Source organism: Spirochaeta cellobiosiphila DSM 17781 (assembly GCF_000426705.1).
Taxonomy (GTDB): domain Bacteria; phylum Spirochaetota; class Spirochaetia; order DSM-17781; family DSM-17781; genus Spirochaeta_E; species Spirochaeta_E cellobiosiphila.
The window spans coordinates 278,931-294,462 of sequence record NZ_KE384557.1 but is presented as its reverse complement, the minus strand read 5'-3'; the positions used below and the strand labels follow the sequence as shown (position 1 = coordinate 294,462).

The 15,532-nt window shown below is 38.6% G+C and carries 17 protein-coding genes and 1 riboswitch; of the genes, 4 read left to right on the top strand and 13 right to left on the bottom strand.

The features are described from left to right. Positions 1-3: 3 nt before the first annotated feature. From K345_RS0116365 to K345_RS0116355, 3 genes are all read right to left on the bottom strand, one after another. Positions 4-702, bottom strand: a complete 699-nt coding sequence (locus K345_RS0116365) for a hypothetical protein (RefSeq protein WP_028975079.1) — start codon at positions 700-702, stop codon at positions 4-6. A gap of 8 nt (positions 703-710) precedes the next feature. Further along, a complete protein-coding gene (locus tag K345_RS0116360) occupies positions 711-1,388 on the bottom strand; it encodes a hypothetical protein (protein WP_028975078.1) in 678 nt (225 codons plus the stop codon). 142 nt (positions 1,389-1,530) lie between these two features. Beyond that, positions 1,531-2,223: a hypothetical protein gene (locus K345_RS0116355; protein ID WP_028975077.1), complete on the bottom strand. Its 693-nt coding sequence runs from the start codon at positions 2,221-2,223 to the stop codon at positions 1,531-1,533. 100 nt (positions 2,224-2,323) lie between these two features. On the opposite strand from K345_RS0116355, the gene K345_RS0116350 reads away from it, so the two are divergent. After that, positions 2,324-2,764 (top strand): hypothetical protein, encoded by a 441-nt coding sequence (locus K345_RS0116350; protein ID WP_028975076.1) that lies wholly within the window; start codon positions 2,324-2,326, stop codon positions 2,762-2,764. Here K345_RS0116350 and K345_RS21535 read toward each other — a convergent pair. Further along, positions 2,761-3,423, bottom strand: coding sequence for a trimeric intracellular cation channel family protein (locus K345_RS21535; protein WP_053228417.1), 663 nt, complete (start codon positions 3,421-3,423; stop codon positions 2,761-2,763). The genes K345_RS0116350 and K345_RS21535 overlap by 4 nt on opposite strands. Before the next feature lie 114 nt (positions 3,424-3,537). On the opposite strand from K345_RS21535, the gene K345_RS0116340 reads away from it, so the two are divergent. After that, a complete protein-coding gene (locus tag K345_RS0116340; RefSeq protein WP_028975075.1) occupies positions 3,538-4,530 on the top strand; it encodes an SDR family NAD(P)-dependent oxidoreductase in 993 nt (330 codons plus the stop codon). A gap of 187 nt (positions 4,531-4,717) precedes the next feature. Continuing rightward, positions 4,718-5,260: an HXXEE domain-containing protein gene (locus tag K345_RS0116335; protein ID WP_028975074.1), complete on the top strand. Its 543-nt coding sequence runs from the start codon at positions 4,718-4,720 to the stop codon at positions 5,258-5,260. A gap of 21 nt (positions 5,261-5,281) precedes the next feature. On the opposite strand, the gene K345_RS0116330 is transcribed toward K345_RS0116335, so the two are convergent. From K345_RS0116330 to K345_RS0116320, 3 genes are all read right to left on the bottom strand, one after another. After that, positions 5,282-6,331: an alpha/beta fold hydrolase gene (locus tag K345_RS0116330; RefSeq protein WP_028975073.1), complete on the bottom strand. Its 1,050-nt coding sequence runs from the start codon at positions 6,329-6,331 to the stop codon at positions 5,282-5,284. Between the two features lie 235 nt (positions 6,332-6,566). After that, positions 6,567-7,040 carry a DUF2798 domain-containing protein gene (locus tag K345_RS0116325; protein WP_028975072.1) on the bottom strand — a complete coding sequence of 158 codons (474 nt, stop codon included), beginning with the start codon at positions 7,038-7,040 and terminating at the stop codon, positions 6,567-6,569. 214 nt (positions 7,041-7,254) lie between these two features. Further along, complete coding sequence (locus K345_RS0116320) at positions 7,255-7,749, bottom strand: GNAT family N-acetyltransferase (RefSeq protein ID WP_028975071.1); 495 nt, start codon at positions 7,747-7,749, stop codon at positions 7,255-7,257. Between the two features lie 172 nt (positions 7,750-7,921). Continuing rightward, positions 7,922-8,064: riboswitch (adenosylcobalamin (AdoCbl) riboswitch) on the top strand. Between the two features lie 2 nt (positions 8,065-8,066). On the opposite strand from K345_RS0116320, the gene metE reads away from it, so the two are divergent. Then, positions 8,067-10,331: a 5-methyltetrahydropteroyltriglutamate--homocysteine S-methyltransferase gene (gene metE, locus K345_RS0116315; RefSeq protein WP_028975070.1), complete on the top strand. Its 2,265-nt coding sequence runs from the start codon at positions 8,067-8,069 to the stop codon at positions 10,329-10,331. Here the strand turns inward: metE and K345_RS21530 are convergent. The 6 genes from K345_RS21530 to K345_RS0116285 all read right to left on the bottom strand — a co-directional run bounded on the left by K345_RS21530 (position 10,328) and on the right by K345_RS0116285 (position 15,476). Next, a complete protein-coding gene (locus K345_RS21530; protein WP_053228404.1) occupies positions 10,328-10,765 on the bottom strand; it encodes a metal-dependent transcriptional regulator in 438 nt (145 codons plus the stop codon). The two genes, metE and K345_RS21530, sit on opposite strands and share 4 nt — an antisense overlap. 6 nt (positions 10,766-10,771) lie before the next feature. Further along, positions 10,772-11,869, bottom strand: coding sequence for a metal ABC transporter permease (locus tag K345_RS21525; protein WP_083963824.1), 1,098 nt, complete (start codon positions 11,867-11,869; stop codon positions 10,772-10,774). Further along, complete coding sequence (locus K345_RS0116300) at positions 11,859-12,977, bottom strand: metal ABC transporter permease (protein ID WP_037572823.1); 1,119 nt, start codon at positions 12,975-12,977, stop codon at positions 11,859-11,861. The genes K345_RS21525 and K345_RS0116300 overlap by 11 nt, the downstream gene beginning before the upstream one ends. A 1-nt stretch (position 12,978) precedes the next feature. After that, positions 12,979-13,734 carry a metal ABC transporter ATP-binding protein gene (locus K345_RS0116295; RefSeq protein WP_211227914.1) on the bottom strand — a complete coding sequence of 252 codons (756 nt, stop codon included), beginning with the start codon at positions 13,732-13,734 and terminating at the stop codon, positions 12,979-12,981. Next, on the bottom strand, positions 13,731-14,663 hold the full coding sequence (locus K345_RS0116290; protein ID WP_053228403.1) for a metal ABC transporter solute-binding protein, Zn/Mn family: 933 nt from the start codon (positions 14,661-14,663) through the stop codon (positions 13,731-13,733). Before K345_RS0116290 ends, K345_RS0116295 begins: the two co-directional genes overlap by 4 nt. A 306-nt stretch (positions 14,664-14,969) precedes the next feature. Next, positions 14,970-15,476, bottom strand: a complete 507-nt coding sequence (locus K345_RS0116285) for a hypothetical protein (protein WP_028975066.1) — start codon at positions 15,474-15,476, stop codon at positions 14,970-14,972. Between the last annotated feature and the right edge of the window lie 56 nt (positions 15,477-15,532).

Sequence of the window (15,532 nt, the reverse complement as noted above, 5' to 3'; positions counted from 1 at the left end):
TCTTCACGACTCCTTGAGTGGTTTGGTTTTCCTGGGGGGGACGGCCCCATCCAGGTATTTTACTCTCTGAACTAACAGTTCAGGAATTTTATCCGAAAGTTTTTGAGTTGGATCGAGGAAGACATTCCGGATATTAATGGCATGGTTGGCAATCAACTCCAGGGCTTCGTCGTTACTCACGTTTATGATGTCCCCGATTTCACCGAAAAAGTCCAAGATTTTTCGATTGAGAGGGTCGTTCTGATCCTTTTCAGGATCCAGGTTTTTACCTATGGCATTCAGTTCATCCATACTGATCTGGTATTTCTTGTACCCTGCAATAGGATCGATATAGGTTCTCAACAGAACTCCCATCACTAACAACACCAGCTTCTCATGCAGAGCTCCAGGTTGAAATTGATAGAGTATCTGAACAAATTCATGGATCATATAAGGACTTGTCTCCACAACATCAAAATAGGTAAAAGGATCCTTTTGACCAATGAGAGCTTCTAATACATGGGGATTTCCATTTTCCATGATCTCAATAAACAGAGGATAGTTGTCGGGATTAAGTCCTACATAATTAAGATATTTGGCGAACTCAATAGCCGCATCTACCCGGTGTGGTTCGTCTGCTCTGATAATGTAGTCAATGGCTTCAAGTCGAAGCTTAACTAACTCTTCTTCAGAGATGACGTTCTTCCATTCAGCGCCTTTCATCCTTCCTCCTAGTCCTGATATACATAGGGTGGTTTAATACCATCCGTAAAATCCGGGTCGAGCTCAAGCAGGATAGACGGAATGCTTTGATTCAAATGACGAGTATCATCAAGGAAGTTTGAACGTATCTTGCCTGCATGTTTCGCTAGTGTGTATTTAGGACCTGACTTCTCTTCCCAATCCAACTCATCCAGGTGCTTTAGAATATCAAGCATGATACGGTTTACGGGAAAATCCTGCTTCTTGGTTTCATCCAGGAATTTAGCAAGCTTATTGATCTCTTCAATATCTGGAGAGTACAGGTCGTATCCTTCTTGAGGAGATAAGTAAACATTGTTTAAAAAACCAAGAAGAATCACAAGAACCTTTTCGTAGATTCCTCCTTTCTTATTAGCTTCTAGTAACTTAAATACTTGGTTAACAAGACCATAGGTTGGTGTTATACCGTCAAAGAAATGCTCCAGGTCCTTCCCCTCTGTCAAAGCATCTATAACGTACTTGTTTCCAATTTCCATGCAACGGAAAAACAGGACAAAGTTATCAGGCTGTAATCCCCATTGGTTTAGGAAAGAGGCATAAGTAACAGCGGACATAACCGCATGTTCCTCCTTCACCTGAAAAACCTCATCCATATAGCGCAATTTGAACTTATCGCTAGTTTCTCTAAATGCTTCTTTTATGGACACTATCAGTAAACCTCCCTCAATACGGGTTTCTAATAGAAAGTCTTAGAAATGATTCGCGATTTGTCAAATTTCCGGTGTTTTTTTTTAGAAAAAAGTAAAAAACATTGATTTTAGGCCTATTTTACGATTGACAGGCCTGTTTTCAGGCCAGATTAAAACTGTCAGGTTTGATGGATCTTCTCTTTTTTACTCTAGTTAGAAGTTCTTCAGGAATGATATCAATAAGGGATTTATTCTGATCAAAAAAGGCTAGTCTTATCTGGATAGCCTGGAAGGCCATAAGACGGATTTTCCAATCATCTGATCCGATTCCCATGTCATGAAGATTCTCTAATATACGCAACAGTACTTTGTTGACTTGATCAAATTGATCTCGTGATTCATCTAGATATTTACTTATGTTATTCAGCTCACTAAGGGTAAAAGGATAGATATCAAAACCGTCAACAGAACGTTTGTATGCAATATCGATAACCCCCAATAATGCCAATAGGACTTTGGGATAAAGGTGGCCTGGATTGTGAAAAGCTAGAATCTTAAAGGTTTTACTCAAGATTAACCTTGTGGGAGTAATATTTCTCATCATAATAAAGGGATCACTATCAACAACAAGGGCATCCACTACATATTCGTTATTGGTCTCTAATAGATCCAGGACAAAGGAAGCATTTTTATCTCGTATACCCATATGATATATCATACTGGCTAAGCCTATAGAAGTGGAAACACGAGAGCTGCTATTGCATTGGAGAGCATCATCAATCATGAAGACTCTAAAGTCTCTGTCCTGAATGAGATCATAATTATTATTATCAAAAGAGGAATCTTTGATCACATTATTATATCGGTTGATTCAATAATTATCCTTTAATTATTCCTTTTTTTGTAATTTGGATAACCATCTCTTATACTTATCCACATGGAGGAGGTGCTGGATGTTGGATATCTTGCTGGTTATTGGAATATTCATAATTGCAATAGAACAGCTTTTTATCATTGTGCTGTATAGGCCCAAGAAGGCAGATAAGGTCATAGTAAAAGAGCCAACACAACAACCTTTGGTTGTCGTCAATGTAACATCCGGTTCTGGAGAACCCTCAGTAAACACAACAGCTCCATCTATACCTGTTGAGAAGGAAGAAACTCAAGGGGAACCGTCTCAACCAGCTTCGTCCGAAGCGCCTCCTAAACCTCCTCCTCAGCCAGAACCTAAGCCGGTCTATTCAGAACCAGCGCTACCAAAAGATCCCGACCCCTTACCTACCCAAGAACCGCCATTCAATCCGAATATTGTCAAATGTCCGGAATGCGGTAAAGAGAATTCGATCTTTCGCGATAAGTGTTTTAACTGCAATACAAAATTACCCAGAAGTTAAGGATTTTTTCTTTTCTTTTGAGCCAGACGACTAGGGGCTTCCTTAAGCATTTTGACTCTGGGAAGATATAAGTTCCACCTCATGGCAGCGAGACGGACGATAAAAGTGACAATAACAGCCACAACCATGGGAGCATGAGGAAAATCTGGAAATATAATAGGGAACAAATAGGGACTAATAACAATAATCAGGCCACCGATGGCCGCTGCTGTCGCATAAAAATCTGTTCTGATTATGGCAGGGATCTCCCTAACCATTATATCCCTAATAACACCCCCACCAGTAGCAGTGATGACAGCACTAAACACAATTCCTATGGGCCCTAATCCATAAACAGCCCCTTTTTGAGCTCCCATGGCAGCAAATACGGCTAAGCCTAAGGCATCACTCAACTTCACAATATTCCACAGCTTAGCTATACGCGGAGCTGCAACAAAGACAAGAAGTCCTCCTAGGATACAGACAATAAGATAGGATTCATTTTGGAAAGCAGCTGGAGGAGTGATACCAAGGATGACATCTCTCATAATGCCCCCGCCAACACCTGTGGCAATAGCCAGAATCATTACACCAAGGATATCTAATTCATATTTAACAGCCCTAAAGGCACCGGAGATCGCAAATACAAAAGTTCCAAATATATCGAATGCATACAACATGGGCCCAATATTATGTCTTTTAGTTGAATAGTCAATATGTGAGCTTTTCACATTGGCCTATTAATTTCTAACATAAGTGCACTATACTTAATTCATGACTAAGCAGGTAGGAATATGAAAGAGACAGTTTTTTATGGTGATCTAGTAAAGAGTTTTCCTTCTATGGAAGGCAAGAATGTCCTTATTACAGGTTGTACTTCTGGTACGGGTTTTGTGCTGGCAAAGACCTGTGTCACTCTTGGGGCTAAGGTTTACTTGTTAAACCGGCCCTCCCAAAGGGCCTCCTCAGCATTGAGACAGCTCCAAATCCCCAATGGTCCTGATCCCGTTCATATAGACTGTGATCTACAAAGCTTTGAAAGCGTCAAGAAGGCAGCTGGTCATTTGAAAAACCTTTTAAGAGAGGAAGGCTGTCATGTGCTATGTAATAATGCTGGTGTTATGGGGCTTCTGGATCGGGCCACTGTAGATGGATATGATATTCAAATCCAGACAAATCACCTTTCCCATTTTCTGCTTACTTCCCGTTTGTGGCCCCTATTGGAAAAAGCAGCCTCCTCATCAGGCGAAGCTCGTGTAATCAGTCATTCCTCTGGAGCTAGAAAAATGGGAAAGAAACCTATTATAGCCAAATACTTTGAACAAAATGGGGGAAACCTGGGAGGAGATACCTTTCCTGGACTTCAAAAATGGTATCGCTATCAGCAATCAAAACTAGCAAATCTGCTCGGTTCTTATGCCTTGCATGATAGAAGGCCTGAAGGTGTGTCTCAAAAGATAAAGATACTAACAGCCCATCCAGGACCTACAGATAGTGGTTTACAAGCAAAAACCTACAAAGCTGGAGGCAAAGGATTTCTTGATAAATTCATCATTAACAGAACCTTGAAGGTAGCTCAATCAGTAGAAGATGGAACAGCAGGCCTGGCTACATGCACTTGTGCTCCTTATGTGAATAGTGGTGAGTTCTATGGTCCTGAGGGTAGCGGACAACCTGGTCCAGCTGTACTTTTACCAAAGGAAAGAGATTTAACTTCCGAACTACTACTGTGGGAATTGAGTTTGAAAGCAACTGGGATTAAAGATTTCTTTGAAGGGGAAATGTAAATCTGAATTGATAATATCTATCTGTTAAGCAGATAGGAAGAGTCTGGATAACAAATACAAGCCATTAGGATAATGGGGGATATATTTGTCACAGTTTTAATGATTTGTGCCATAGAGAACAATGTTAATTGAGTAAAAATATTCCTGTAAGTATGATCATCACATCAAAGTTAACAGGAGTTTACAAATGGTATTATCATTATTATCTAATAAGATCTTTTATCTTATTATTGCATGTAACTTATTCATCCATGAGATGGAAGAATGGAATATAGTCCAATATCATCAGCAGAACTATAAGATTCCCACAGAAGAAACTAATATGAGTACAAGGTTATGGCTATTAACTTTAAGTCTTATCGGGTTCTTATTCTGTATTGTTAGTTGGGCTATTCCCTTTGAACCTCTGGCTAATACAGTCTTTCTTATACTTAATACATTTTTAATCATCAATGGTGTCCAACATTTATTGCTTTCACTTATTAGAAAGAAATATAATCCTGGCTTATTATTTGGGGGCTTGATAGGAACAAGCTTGTCCATAATGTTTAATATAAAAATCCTAAATGAACATAGTGTTCCTCTCGTCGTTTTTCTCGTTATTACATTAGGAGAGTTTATTCCTGCCATTTGGGATAGTGTTCAAAGCCGTAAAAAAAATACACTACCTCAAATGATTAAAGGAATATTAAAAATAGGTAACTATATTGAATTAAAGCTAAGAACATAAGCGCCAAGACTCCTATCGCTGTTAAAGCGATAGGGAGTCAATAAAATCTATAACACTATTTATATAAAGATCAAAATCATCGGTAACCGGGGAATGTCCAGAATGAGGTAAAATAACAAGACTCTTTTGGGAAGCTCCGATTTTTTCATAGGCCTCATGGGCAAAATCCACAGAAATCCTATAGTCCTTTTGTCCCCAGACAATGAGAGTTGGGGTTTTGATGCGATACAATTCATCAGTCAGATTAATACTGAAGGTGTCCATAATGGTTGCTAACTTATAAGTCCTGTAATTAGAATTTACCACGTTATAATAATAGGACAGCAGCATTTCTGGTAGTGATATGGTAAAACTATCTAAATCCGAAGTGCCCTCTGGAGCATATGCATGGGAAGCTTGTAGGTATAAAGCGTGTTGAACAATATTAGAACTATTGATAACAGGGTTCTCTTTGTAAAACTGTGAAGCCTCTTGCCATTTTTCCTCATCCTGATGTTGGGCTGCATATTCCATGGCATATAAACGAGATTTGGCTTCCATACCTGTCCAGTTATGGCCCCCATCCAATTCAATCCATCCAGCAATCTTTTTTTGATGCTCTTCGTCTAATAAGTAGGCCGAACCTAAAGCCCCACCCCAACTATGTCCCATGAGAACGATGGAAGGATCATTATATTTTTCCTTAATGAGATCAACAATATGAGCTGTGTCCTTTACACTCTGCTCGAGACTTACTTTCTCTTTTATTAATTTGCCCTTTGATCGACCTGCATTCCGTTGATCATAATAGACAACTCTGTATTTTTTTTCTAACTCAGTCATAGGAATATACACATGCTGAAGAAGGGCAGAATCCCCTGGTCCTCCAGCTAAAAACACAATAAAAGTTGAAGAATTTTCATTACCAGAAACAAGTACAGGCAAGGAAGCTCCCTCGGTCTTTGTGTAAAAGAAGTCCCCTTCCCCTTTCATTTCAAATCTGGAATTAAAAAATAAGATAGAACCAACTAATAAGATCAGGACTACGGGAATAGCCAATACAATAAGAACTATTTTTTTTATTATCTTCACGAGATTTCCCCTTGCTAAAAAGTATTTTAAGAAGTGTCAAAATAAAGTCCGTAATTTTATAGCATTAGGATTTACAACTTCACTATGTCTTAATGTCATAATTGTAATGATTTTGTTACTTTTTTTTAACTATCATTAAATTCCTTTAGGAGAAAAAAGAAATACAGCAAGTAATTATAGATACTACTGTCTTTGAACTTCCTCCCTGCCAATAAGACAAGGAGGATATTAAGCTTTAATTAATACATCCAACAGGAAATAATTTTCTAAAACTAAAACGTATAATGGGTCCTGCAATTATGATTTGAAGCGGTAAAGCCACAATAAAGTTCTTAGGTATATTACCAAGCCAAACAGCAACTGTTCTATTGGAAAAACCTACATTCTGAACGGCACCAAACAAGGACATAAAGAAACACATTCCAACAACCATTAAGGTAGAAATGAGTAGCATAAGTACTATCTTTTTCTTTCTATCATCTACTTTTGATGCAATTTTAAAAGCGAGTCCTTTAGCAAATATTGATACAATAAACCAATCCAGAATAAAAGCAATAATATAGGCCAGGGGAAACCCTAACCAGGCATGGCTTATGGTTTCTAGTGAATAACCAGTAGCCATTCCTATATTATATATACTCATGGTAAACACCATAAAAGCGCACATTAAGGATGTAAAAATAAGGCTTTCTCGTTTGTTTATGGGCATAAATCCTCCTAAGAGGGGGATAATACCAACATAAATTAATCTTTTCAACATATATATTTAGACAATTCTAAATATTTTCAAGCAGGGCTTTTACTTGGTAGGAAGAACAAAATAAAGTCAATCCCTCTAGCTTAATGACCAGAAGAAAAATAAGGACCTACTCTTATAAATTATAAAAAGAGGTCCTTATGTTCAACAGAACAAGTGCATCCGATCAGGACTCAGTATGATAATAAATAAAATCCATAGGCTTATCCCCATAGACTTCTCTTTTAATCGAATAGGATCCCTGTGTTTCCTGAGTTATAACCTTTGTCCAGAACTCATATGCCCCTTTATTATTTGGCAAAACTCTTGTTATCCATTTACCAGGATGTTTATGAACAACCTGAATAAACGCTTCACGGCCCACACCCTTATGCTTGAACTTACGTAATACAAAGAATTGTCCTATATCATTGTATTCTTCTCGATCAGGATAAGGACGAATGAGAACAAATCCAGCTATCTCACCATCAACCATAATATGATAGGGATAATGCTTTTCTTTCGTCCAGTATTCATCTAATCGACTCACTTCTTTCGCCACAGCAAAGGAACCTTTCTCATCAGGAGAGAAACCTGCATATTCGGACATGTCATAAACATAATATGGAAATAAATTCTGAATAATCTCATCATGAGGTGCTGGAATTAGTTCTAACTTCATAGTGAGGAGGTTATTTAATTTGCTATTTTTAATCAACTATAGAGAATGATGTCATACTGATGCTTTTAGGAAGATCATAATCCAAGTCGGATATTATACTATGTATACATTTATCCGATTCTATCCTATAGTTTGTACAGATTAACTAATAAAAGGGAGGGATCAAAATCTCATAAGTATTAGGGAAGTTTACCTTATGGGGAAGTCCTGTGAGAGTCAGGCACAGTCGCGCTACGGTGTGGAACAGTTTGTTCCAAGTCCGATTACCAGGGTAACTTTAGAAAAATTTTGTCGCGTCAACAAAAAGGAATATTACAATGTCTACACAAACCTATCTAACAGGGTTCTCACGCATAGGAGAACACCGGGAATTAAAGAAAGCTCTAGAACAATACTGGTCAGGAAAGATAAGCTTCCCTGAACTTGAAGAGTTAAGTAAAAAACTTAGAGCCAAACACTGGACTGAACAATCAGGTCAAAAAATCGACTATATTAGCTCTAATGACTTTAGTTACTATGATACCATGCTTGATACTTCAATCATGATCAATGCCATACCGGAAAGATTCCGTGATCTCAGTCAATACGAAGATATCTATTTTTCTATGGCTAGAGGCAATGCCTCCTCAACCGCGATGGAAATGACCAAGTGGTTCAATACAAATTATCATTACATTGTACCCGAATTAGATAAACGAACGCCCTTTCAAGCTAATATAAATAAAATTCGTACAGAGTATAGAGAGGCCAAGGAACTTGGTATTCAAAGCAAGATAAACCTCATCGGACCTATTACCTACACAGGATTATCCAAAAGTTTAGACACAAGTGATCCCTTTGATTACTACGAGTCAATCCTGGAGACCTATGTGAAAGTAATCCAGGAGATATCTGAACTAGATGATTCCATTATTCTCCAAATTGATGAGCCCATTTTGGTCAAAGATCCCGCCCCAAAGCTTCTAGATCTTATAATTCAGACTTACAACACATTAGCTTCTGTCAGTACCAAAATAAAAATCATAGTCATGACCTATTTTGAACAAGCTAGTGAAGCTGTTCCTTTATTAAGCCAAACTCCGATTTGGGGAATTGGTCTGGACTTTATTCATGGAAAAGATAATCTGCAAAGCCTTAGTTCCATAGGAGATAAGGTTTTAGTTGCCGGGATCATTGATGGTCGTAATATTTGGATATCCCATTATGATGAAGCCCTAAAACTAATAGAGAGTATTAGAGAACAAGTGCCTCACAACAAGTTATTGCTATCCACATCCTGTTCCCTCCTGCATGTTCCCTATTCCTTACGTAATGAACCCCAGGAGGCTCCTATCAAACAGTGGCTCGCCTTCGGAGTAGAAAAACTGAAAGAATTAGTTCTACTGAAAGCTATCCTGGAGAATGATAATACATCCGAAACGAAAGCGGCCCTCGAAGAGAATCGTAATATCCACAAAAATAAACTTGTATCTTCTCTCATTCATAATGACAAGGTGCAACAAAGAGTTAGTAAAGAGGGAAATCGGGACCGAGAAGGTAACTTCCATGAGCGAATTCAACTTCAAAGACAGCAATTCAACTTACCCTCACTTCCCACTACAACGATAGGAAGCTTCCCACAAACGAAAGAATTGAGAAAGATTCGTAGAGATTATAAAAAGAAACTCATCACCAAAGAAGTTTATGAATCTTCTCTCAAGCAATACATAAAGGAATGTGTTGAATTCCAGGAAGAAATTGATTTAGATGTACTCGTTCATGGGGAACCGGAACGAAATGATATGGTTGAATACTTTGGAGAACTACTGGAAGGATTTCATTTTACTTCAAATGGCTGGGTTCAAAGCTATGGAAGCCGTTGTGTTAAGCCTCCCATCATATATGGGGACATTAGTCGTCCTAAAGCTATGACAGTGGAATGGATAAGCTATGCCCAGAGCTTAACAAAGCGAATTATGAAAGGAATGTTAACCGGTCCTGTAACCATTATTAACTGGTCCTTTGTTCGTAATGACCTTTCACGGGAGTTAATATCCCAGCAAATAGCTTTAGCCCTGAGCGATGAAGTCAGAGATCTCCAGGAAGCTGGAATCAAAATCATACAAGTAGATGAAGCGGCTTTCAAAGAAGGTTATCCCCTTCGTAAGAAAAACATCAAATCCTATGAAGATTGGGCAGTTAAAGGTTTCAAGCTCACCGTGTCTACAGCTCATAAAGAAACTCAGATCCATACCCATATGTGTTACAGTGCTTTCAATGATATCATCGAGACAATTGAAGCCATGGACGCAGATGTTATTACTATTGAAACAGCTCGTAGCGGCAATAGGCTTCTTAAAGTTTTTAGGGATAGTCAGTACAAAAAGGAAATAGGCCCAGGAGTCTATGATATTCATTCTCCCAGAGTACCTTCAGTACAGGAATTTGAAGATCAAATCAGAGAAAGACTAAAAGTTCTGCCAGTCGATCAAATGTGGGTTAATCCCGACTGTGGACTAAAAACAAGAGCTTGGGAAGAAGTCAGATCAGCCCTTACCAATATGGTGAGAGCCACAAAAAGAATACGATCGTCAGGGGATTAAGAAGTCTCCAGTTCTTCTTCAGAACGGCAAATTCTCTTCCCATGGGGATCATGGGAAGGGAATTCTAAAAATTCATCTAACTTTTCAACAACCTTATCAGACAGACTATGTTCAAGATTTTCTGCTTCTTGATGAACTTCATCCCAGTTCATACCCAGAGTTTCGACGAGAAAATACTCTAGAAGACGATGCTTTCGCAGAATAGAGATAGCCTTGCAAACACCTTGTGGAGTCAATCGACAACCCTTTCTGGCTTCATACTCAAACCACCCATCCTGAGTAAAACGTTTGATCATGACCGTAACTGTTCCCGGTGCCAGTTTAAGCTGTCTAGCCAAATCCCCCAAAGGAATGAGATCATTCTTAGAACCATATTCTGATAAGGTCCATACTGTCTTAATATAGTCTTCGACTGTTTCTGTTAATTTTTCCATTAAGCGTTATATCATAGCCTGGTCAGCTCTTTCTCTCCCTTCACTTGTTAAGGTAATGATCCCTTTAACGATATTGATAAGGCCTTTCCTTTGAGCCTGAGTTACTACAGATTTGGCGAAGACCGAATCCCAATTAATATGCTGGGTCAAATGGTTGACACTACACTCGTTGATTTCTTCTGTTTTACCTTGGTGATGCATAATATGAACCGTTAACAATGTCATTGCAAAATCCAGCTTCTGCCCTCTTTTTCGCTGATATTGAACGACAATACCTCTGGAAGGAGCAAATAGGAAAGCTAGTAAAAAGAACACTCCACACATCCCGGCAATAGCTCCAGAAGCAGAAGCATCCATAAACCAGGCAACATAAAATCCACTAATAGAAGACAGAACCCCAATAATTATGGAGAGAAGAACCATCATCTTAAGATCATCAGTCAATAAATAGGCTGCAGAAGCAGGAGCAACAATCAAGGCTACAACCAGAATCGAACCCACCGCATCAAAAGCACCTACTGTAGTGATGCTAACATCTGTCATAAGAATATACTGAATAAGAACAGGAGAAAAGCCCAAGGATGTAGCTAATCCCTTATCAAAAGTAGCTAATTTGAGCTCTTTAAATAATAAAAAGAGTATAGACAAATTAATTAATAGAATAAGGCCCATAATCCAGGCCATTCTAGGGCCTAAGTCCCAGCCCATTACACTTATACGATCTAAAGGGGTGAATACTAACTCACCAAGAAGCACTGCATCCGTATCTAAATGTACATCTCCTGTAAAAAGACTCACCAATATAACACCGATACTGAATAAGACTGGAAATACTAGTCCAATAGCCGCATCTTCCTTGACCAATGAGGTTTTCACTAATAATTCTGACAGGAAGACAGTCAAAATCCCTGTGAAAACAGCTCCTATAAAAAGTAAGGGAGATGAGAGGGAATGGGTCAATAAAAATCCTAAAACAATCCCTGGAAGTACAGCATGACTAATGGCATCACTCATTAGAGACATCTTACGAAGCACAAGAAAAACACCTGGGATGGCACATGCCATGGATACAAGTACAGCAACAAAAAGGATTTCAAATATCATGGGAAGCTCCTCCATTGAGACTTACAGCCTCCTTACGACCTCTATCGGTTAGACGCCACAGGCCATCTCTGGTTCTTTCCACCAGCCCCCGTGAGAGCAAAGTGTTTAAAGCAACAGTGATGCTTCCTTTTCGTTCACGGATCAGAGATATGGTTTTCTTATCATGACCAGCAGGAACTTCATCATGATCTTTTTCCAGATAATACAATTCCATAAGAAGCTTCTGTAAGGAAAAAGCATAACGGTTATTAAAACGCTTAATCATCTGCGATAGAATCCCCCGATTCGGGGCCAGAAACAGAGAAACACATACGAGAAAAGTCAAACACAATACAATTGTTGGACCTGTAGGAAGGTTAGGAATAATACTGGATAGGATCGCTCCTGCTACACCAGCTACACTTCCAAATAGACTCGAGAGAATAACCATAACTCCCAATCGATCGGTCCATTGTCTAGCCGCAGCAGCAGGTGCAATTAACATGGAGCTCATTAGGATAACTCCCACAGTTTGCAAGCCCGTTACAATGGCAATCACGATTAATCCGGTGATAACAAAATCAGTGACTTTCGAAGAAAACCCAAGACTTTCCCCATATACAGGATCAAAAGTCATGAGTTTGATCTCTTTCCATAAGAAAAATAATATCAGTAATGATAAAATGCTTAATATACCTGATGACAGGACATCTTCTGGTAATAAAGCAGCAGCTTGTCCAAAGAGATATTTATCCAATCCGGCTTGAGCGGCATTGGGTTGAGACTGAACATAGGTCAGTAATAATAAACCAATCCCAAAAAAGACACTAAGGATTACCCCCTGAGCCCCATCACTGGTAAGACGGGTATTTCTAATAATGGATAAGATAAGCCACGTACCTATCCAGCCAGCAAAAGCCGCTCCTAACAAGAGAACAAGGGAGCTTTTACTCCCGGTTATAATAAAGGCCAAAACAATTCCCGGAAGGGCTGCATGGGAGATAGAATCCCCTAGCAAACTCTGTTTACGTAAGAGAGCAAAGGATCCTAAAGCTCCTGATAATAAACCAAGTAAGGCAGCACCAGAGGCTACTGTCTGTAAAGTAAAATCCTGAAGTAACTCCAACATATTAGTTCCTAATATTATTATCCTCTAAAAAGGATAAACGCCCACCGTAAGTTCTCCGTAGATTATCTTGGGTAAAAACCTCTTCTACGGGACCTCCTGCCATTCGCCTCACATTCAATAAGGTAACCCAATCAAAATATTCAGGAACGGTTTGTAAGTCATGATGAACAGCAACGACGGTCTTACCTTGATCTTTTAGCTCTTTTAAGAGAAGAATGATGGCTCTTTCAGTAGCAGCATCCACACCTTGAAAAGGTTCATCCATCAGATAAACCTCAGCCTCCTGAGTTAAAGCTCTCGCCAAAAAGACACGCTGTTGTTGTCCTCCTGATAGCTGGCTTATTTGACGATGGGAATAATCCCTCATACCTACTTTTTCCAAAGCTTCTGTAGCTTGATAGTATTCATCACGTCCCGGCTTTTTAAACCAACCTAGCCTTCCATAAGTCCCCATAAGAACAACATCAATAACCGTTGTAGGAAAATCCCAGTCTACTGCTGTACGCTGAGGAACATAACCTACTTTTTTACGCTGTTTTATATAGGATTCACCAAAAACACTTACCTTCCCAGCAGTTAATGGAATGAGTCCGAGAAGTCCCTTTAGTAAAGTGGATTTTCCCGCACCATTAGGACCAATTATAGCCATCATAATACCCTGAGGGACTTTCAGATCAACATCCCATACGACAGGTTTATCCTGATAGGCAATAGTTACATCCTCCGCAACTATTGCATTTTCCTTTGTAGTAATCACTTGTCCTCCCCTTTTAAACCAGAAACAATGGTATCAATGTTATGAGTGACCATACCGATATAAGTACCTTTAAAACTTCCAGAATCTCCCATAGCATCTGAGAATAGCTCTCCGCCGATAGTCACATTCCAACCTCTATTAATGACAGCAGCCTGAAGGGCTTTTATACTCTTAGGAGACACGGAAGATTCAACAAAGAGAGCGCCAATTTTTTTATCAGCTATGAAATCGGCCAGATTTCTCACATCACCAGTACCCGCTTCATCTACAGTACTAATTCCCTGTAAACCACGTACTTCAAATCCGTAGGCTCTGCCAAAATAATTAAACGCATCATGGGCTGTTATAAGAACCCTCTGATCTTGAGGAATGGTATGTGCCTGCTTCTTTACATAATTATCCAGGTCCTGTAACTCTTTCACATAGGTATCGTAATGTGATTGGTAAACGTCTATACCTGCAGGATCTGTACTGATAAGAGCGTCCTTAATGGCACCAGCCACAGCAATCCAGTTAGATACATCAAACCAGATATGAGGATCATGGGCTTGTTCCACTGTTATAAGACTATCCTCGGGTATAACATGGGAAACCATAGTAATATTTTGGGTCTGTGAAAGCTTTTCCAGAATATCACCCATTTTAGCTTCCAGATGAATACCATTATACAATATTAGATCAGCATCACTTAGTCGTGCTACATCACCAGCTTTTGCTTTATATAAATGGGGATCAACACCTGGGCCCATCATAGAATACACAGAAACCCGTTCACCACCTATATTCTGGGCTACATCCCCTATCATTCCAATGGTTGCGACTACATCCATTTTATTACTCTCACCATAAACTTTATTTTTTGAAGCGGTTTCTTTATTACAAGCGATAATAGATAAGACTACTAAAGCTATTAATATATATTTTTTCATCAATTCCCCCCGTTAACTTTGAATATTCAAAATAGTAATAAACAATAATTCAATAATCAAGCATTTTATTTTGAATATTCAAAATAGTATTATCATATCTTTAATGGATGATGGGAATGAAGATTTATTTGACATACAAAAACAGTGAATAGCAATGGAATCGTATATCCTTTATACAACAAATATAGAGATGCTATTTTCTTAGTATAGTGTTATAAAAAAGGTATTAATGTGACTAGTTAATTATTAGTTTATCTTTATTCAGCTTGCGGAGCCAAATAAACTGACTCCACAAAAATATTTCTTTTAATAGCTAAAGGAGACCAACAATCCTACTTTGTTGGGAGTGACAATGGGAGCCCAGTTTATAGCTACTTCACTATTCTTCTTATCAACATATTCATTATATATTCTGATGGATTCATCTCTGTCGTGTTGACCGCTAATAGTTAAAAAGAGAGCCCCTGCAAAACTACCAATTCCTACGCCAGCAAAAAGGAGATTGGGATCTTCATTGTTTATAAGTTGAAGTAATGGCACAGAGATAATTAATCCTCCAGCAATTGCAGGTACAAAGGAAAAATATATTTTGAACTGACTTGCATTAAGTTTTTTTACAGCTGTGTCTACACCATCAGCTTTGTAGATATCTCTAATCTGCCCCCAAGTTTTAATTTTTGTATCTCCCTGAACATAACCAAAACCTTGTCTTTCGATTTTTTCCAATGGGACTGAAGTTTCATTAGTTGCTTCTTGTGTAAAAGCAGTCACAGATAGTGACACCAAGAATAAAGAAATTAAGATTCTCTTCATTTAAACATCCTTTTTGTTTTATAATTTAATTCGGAGGTATTATAGTAATTTAATTT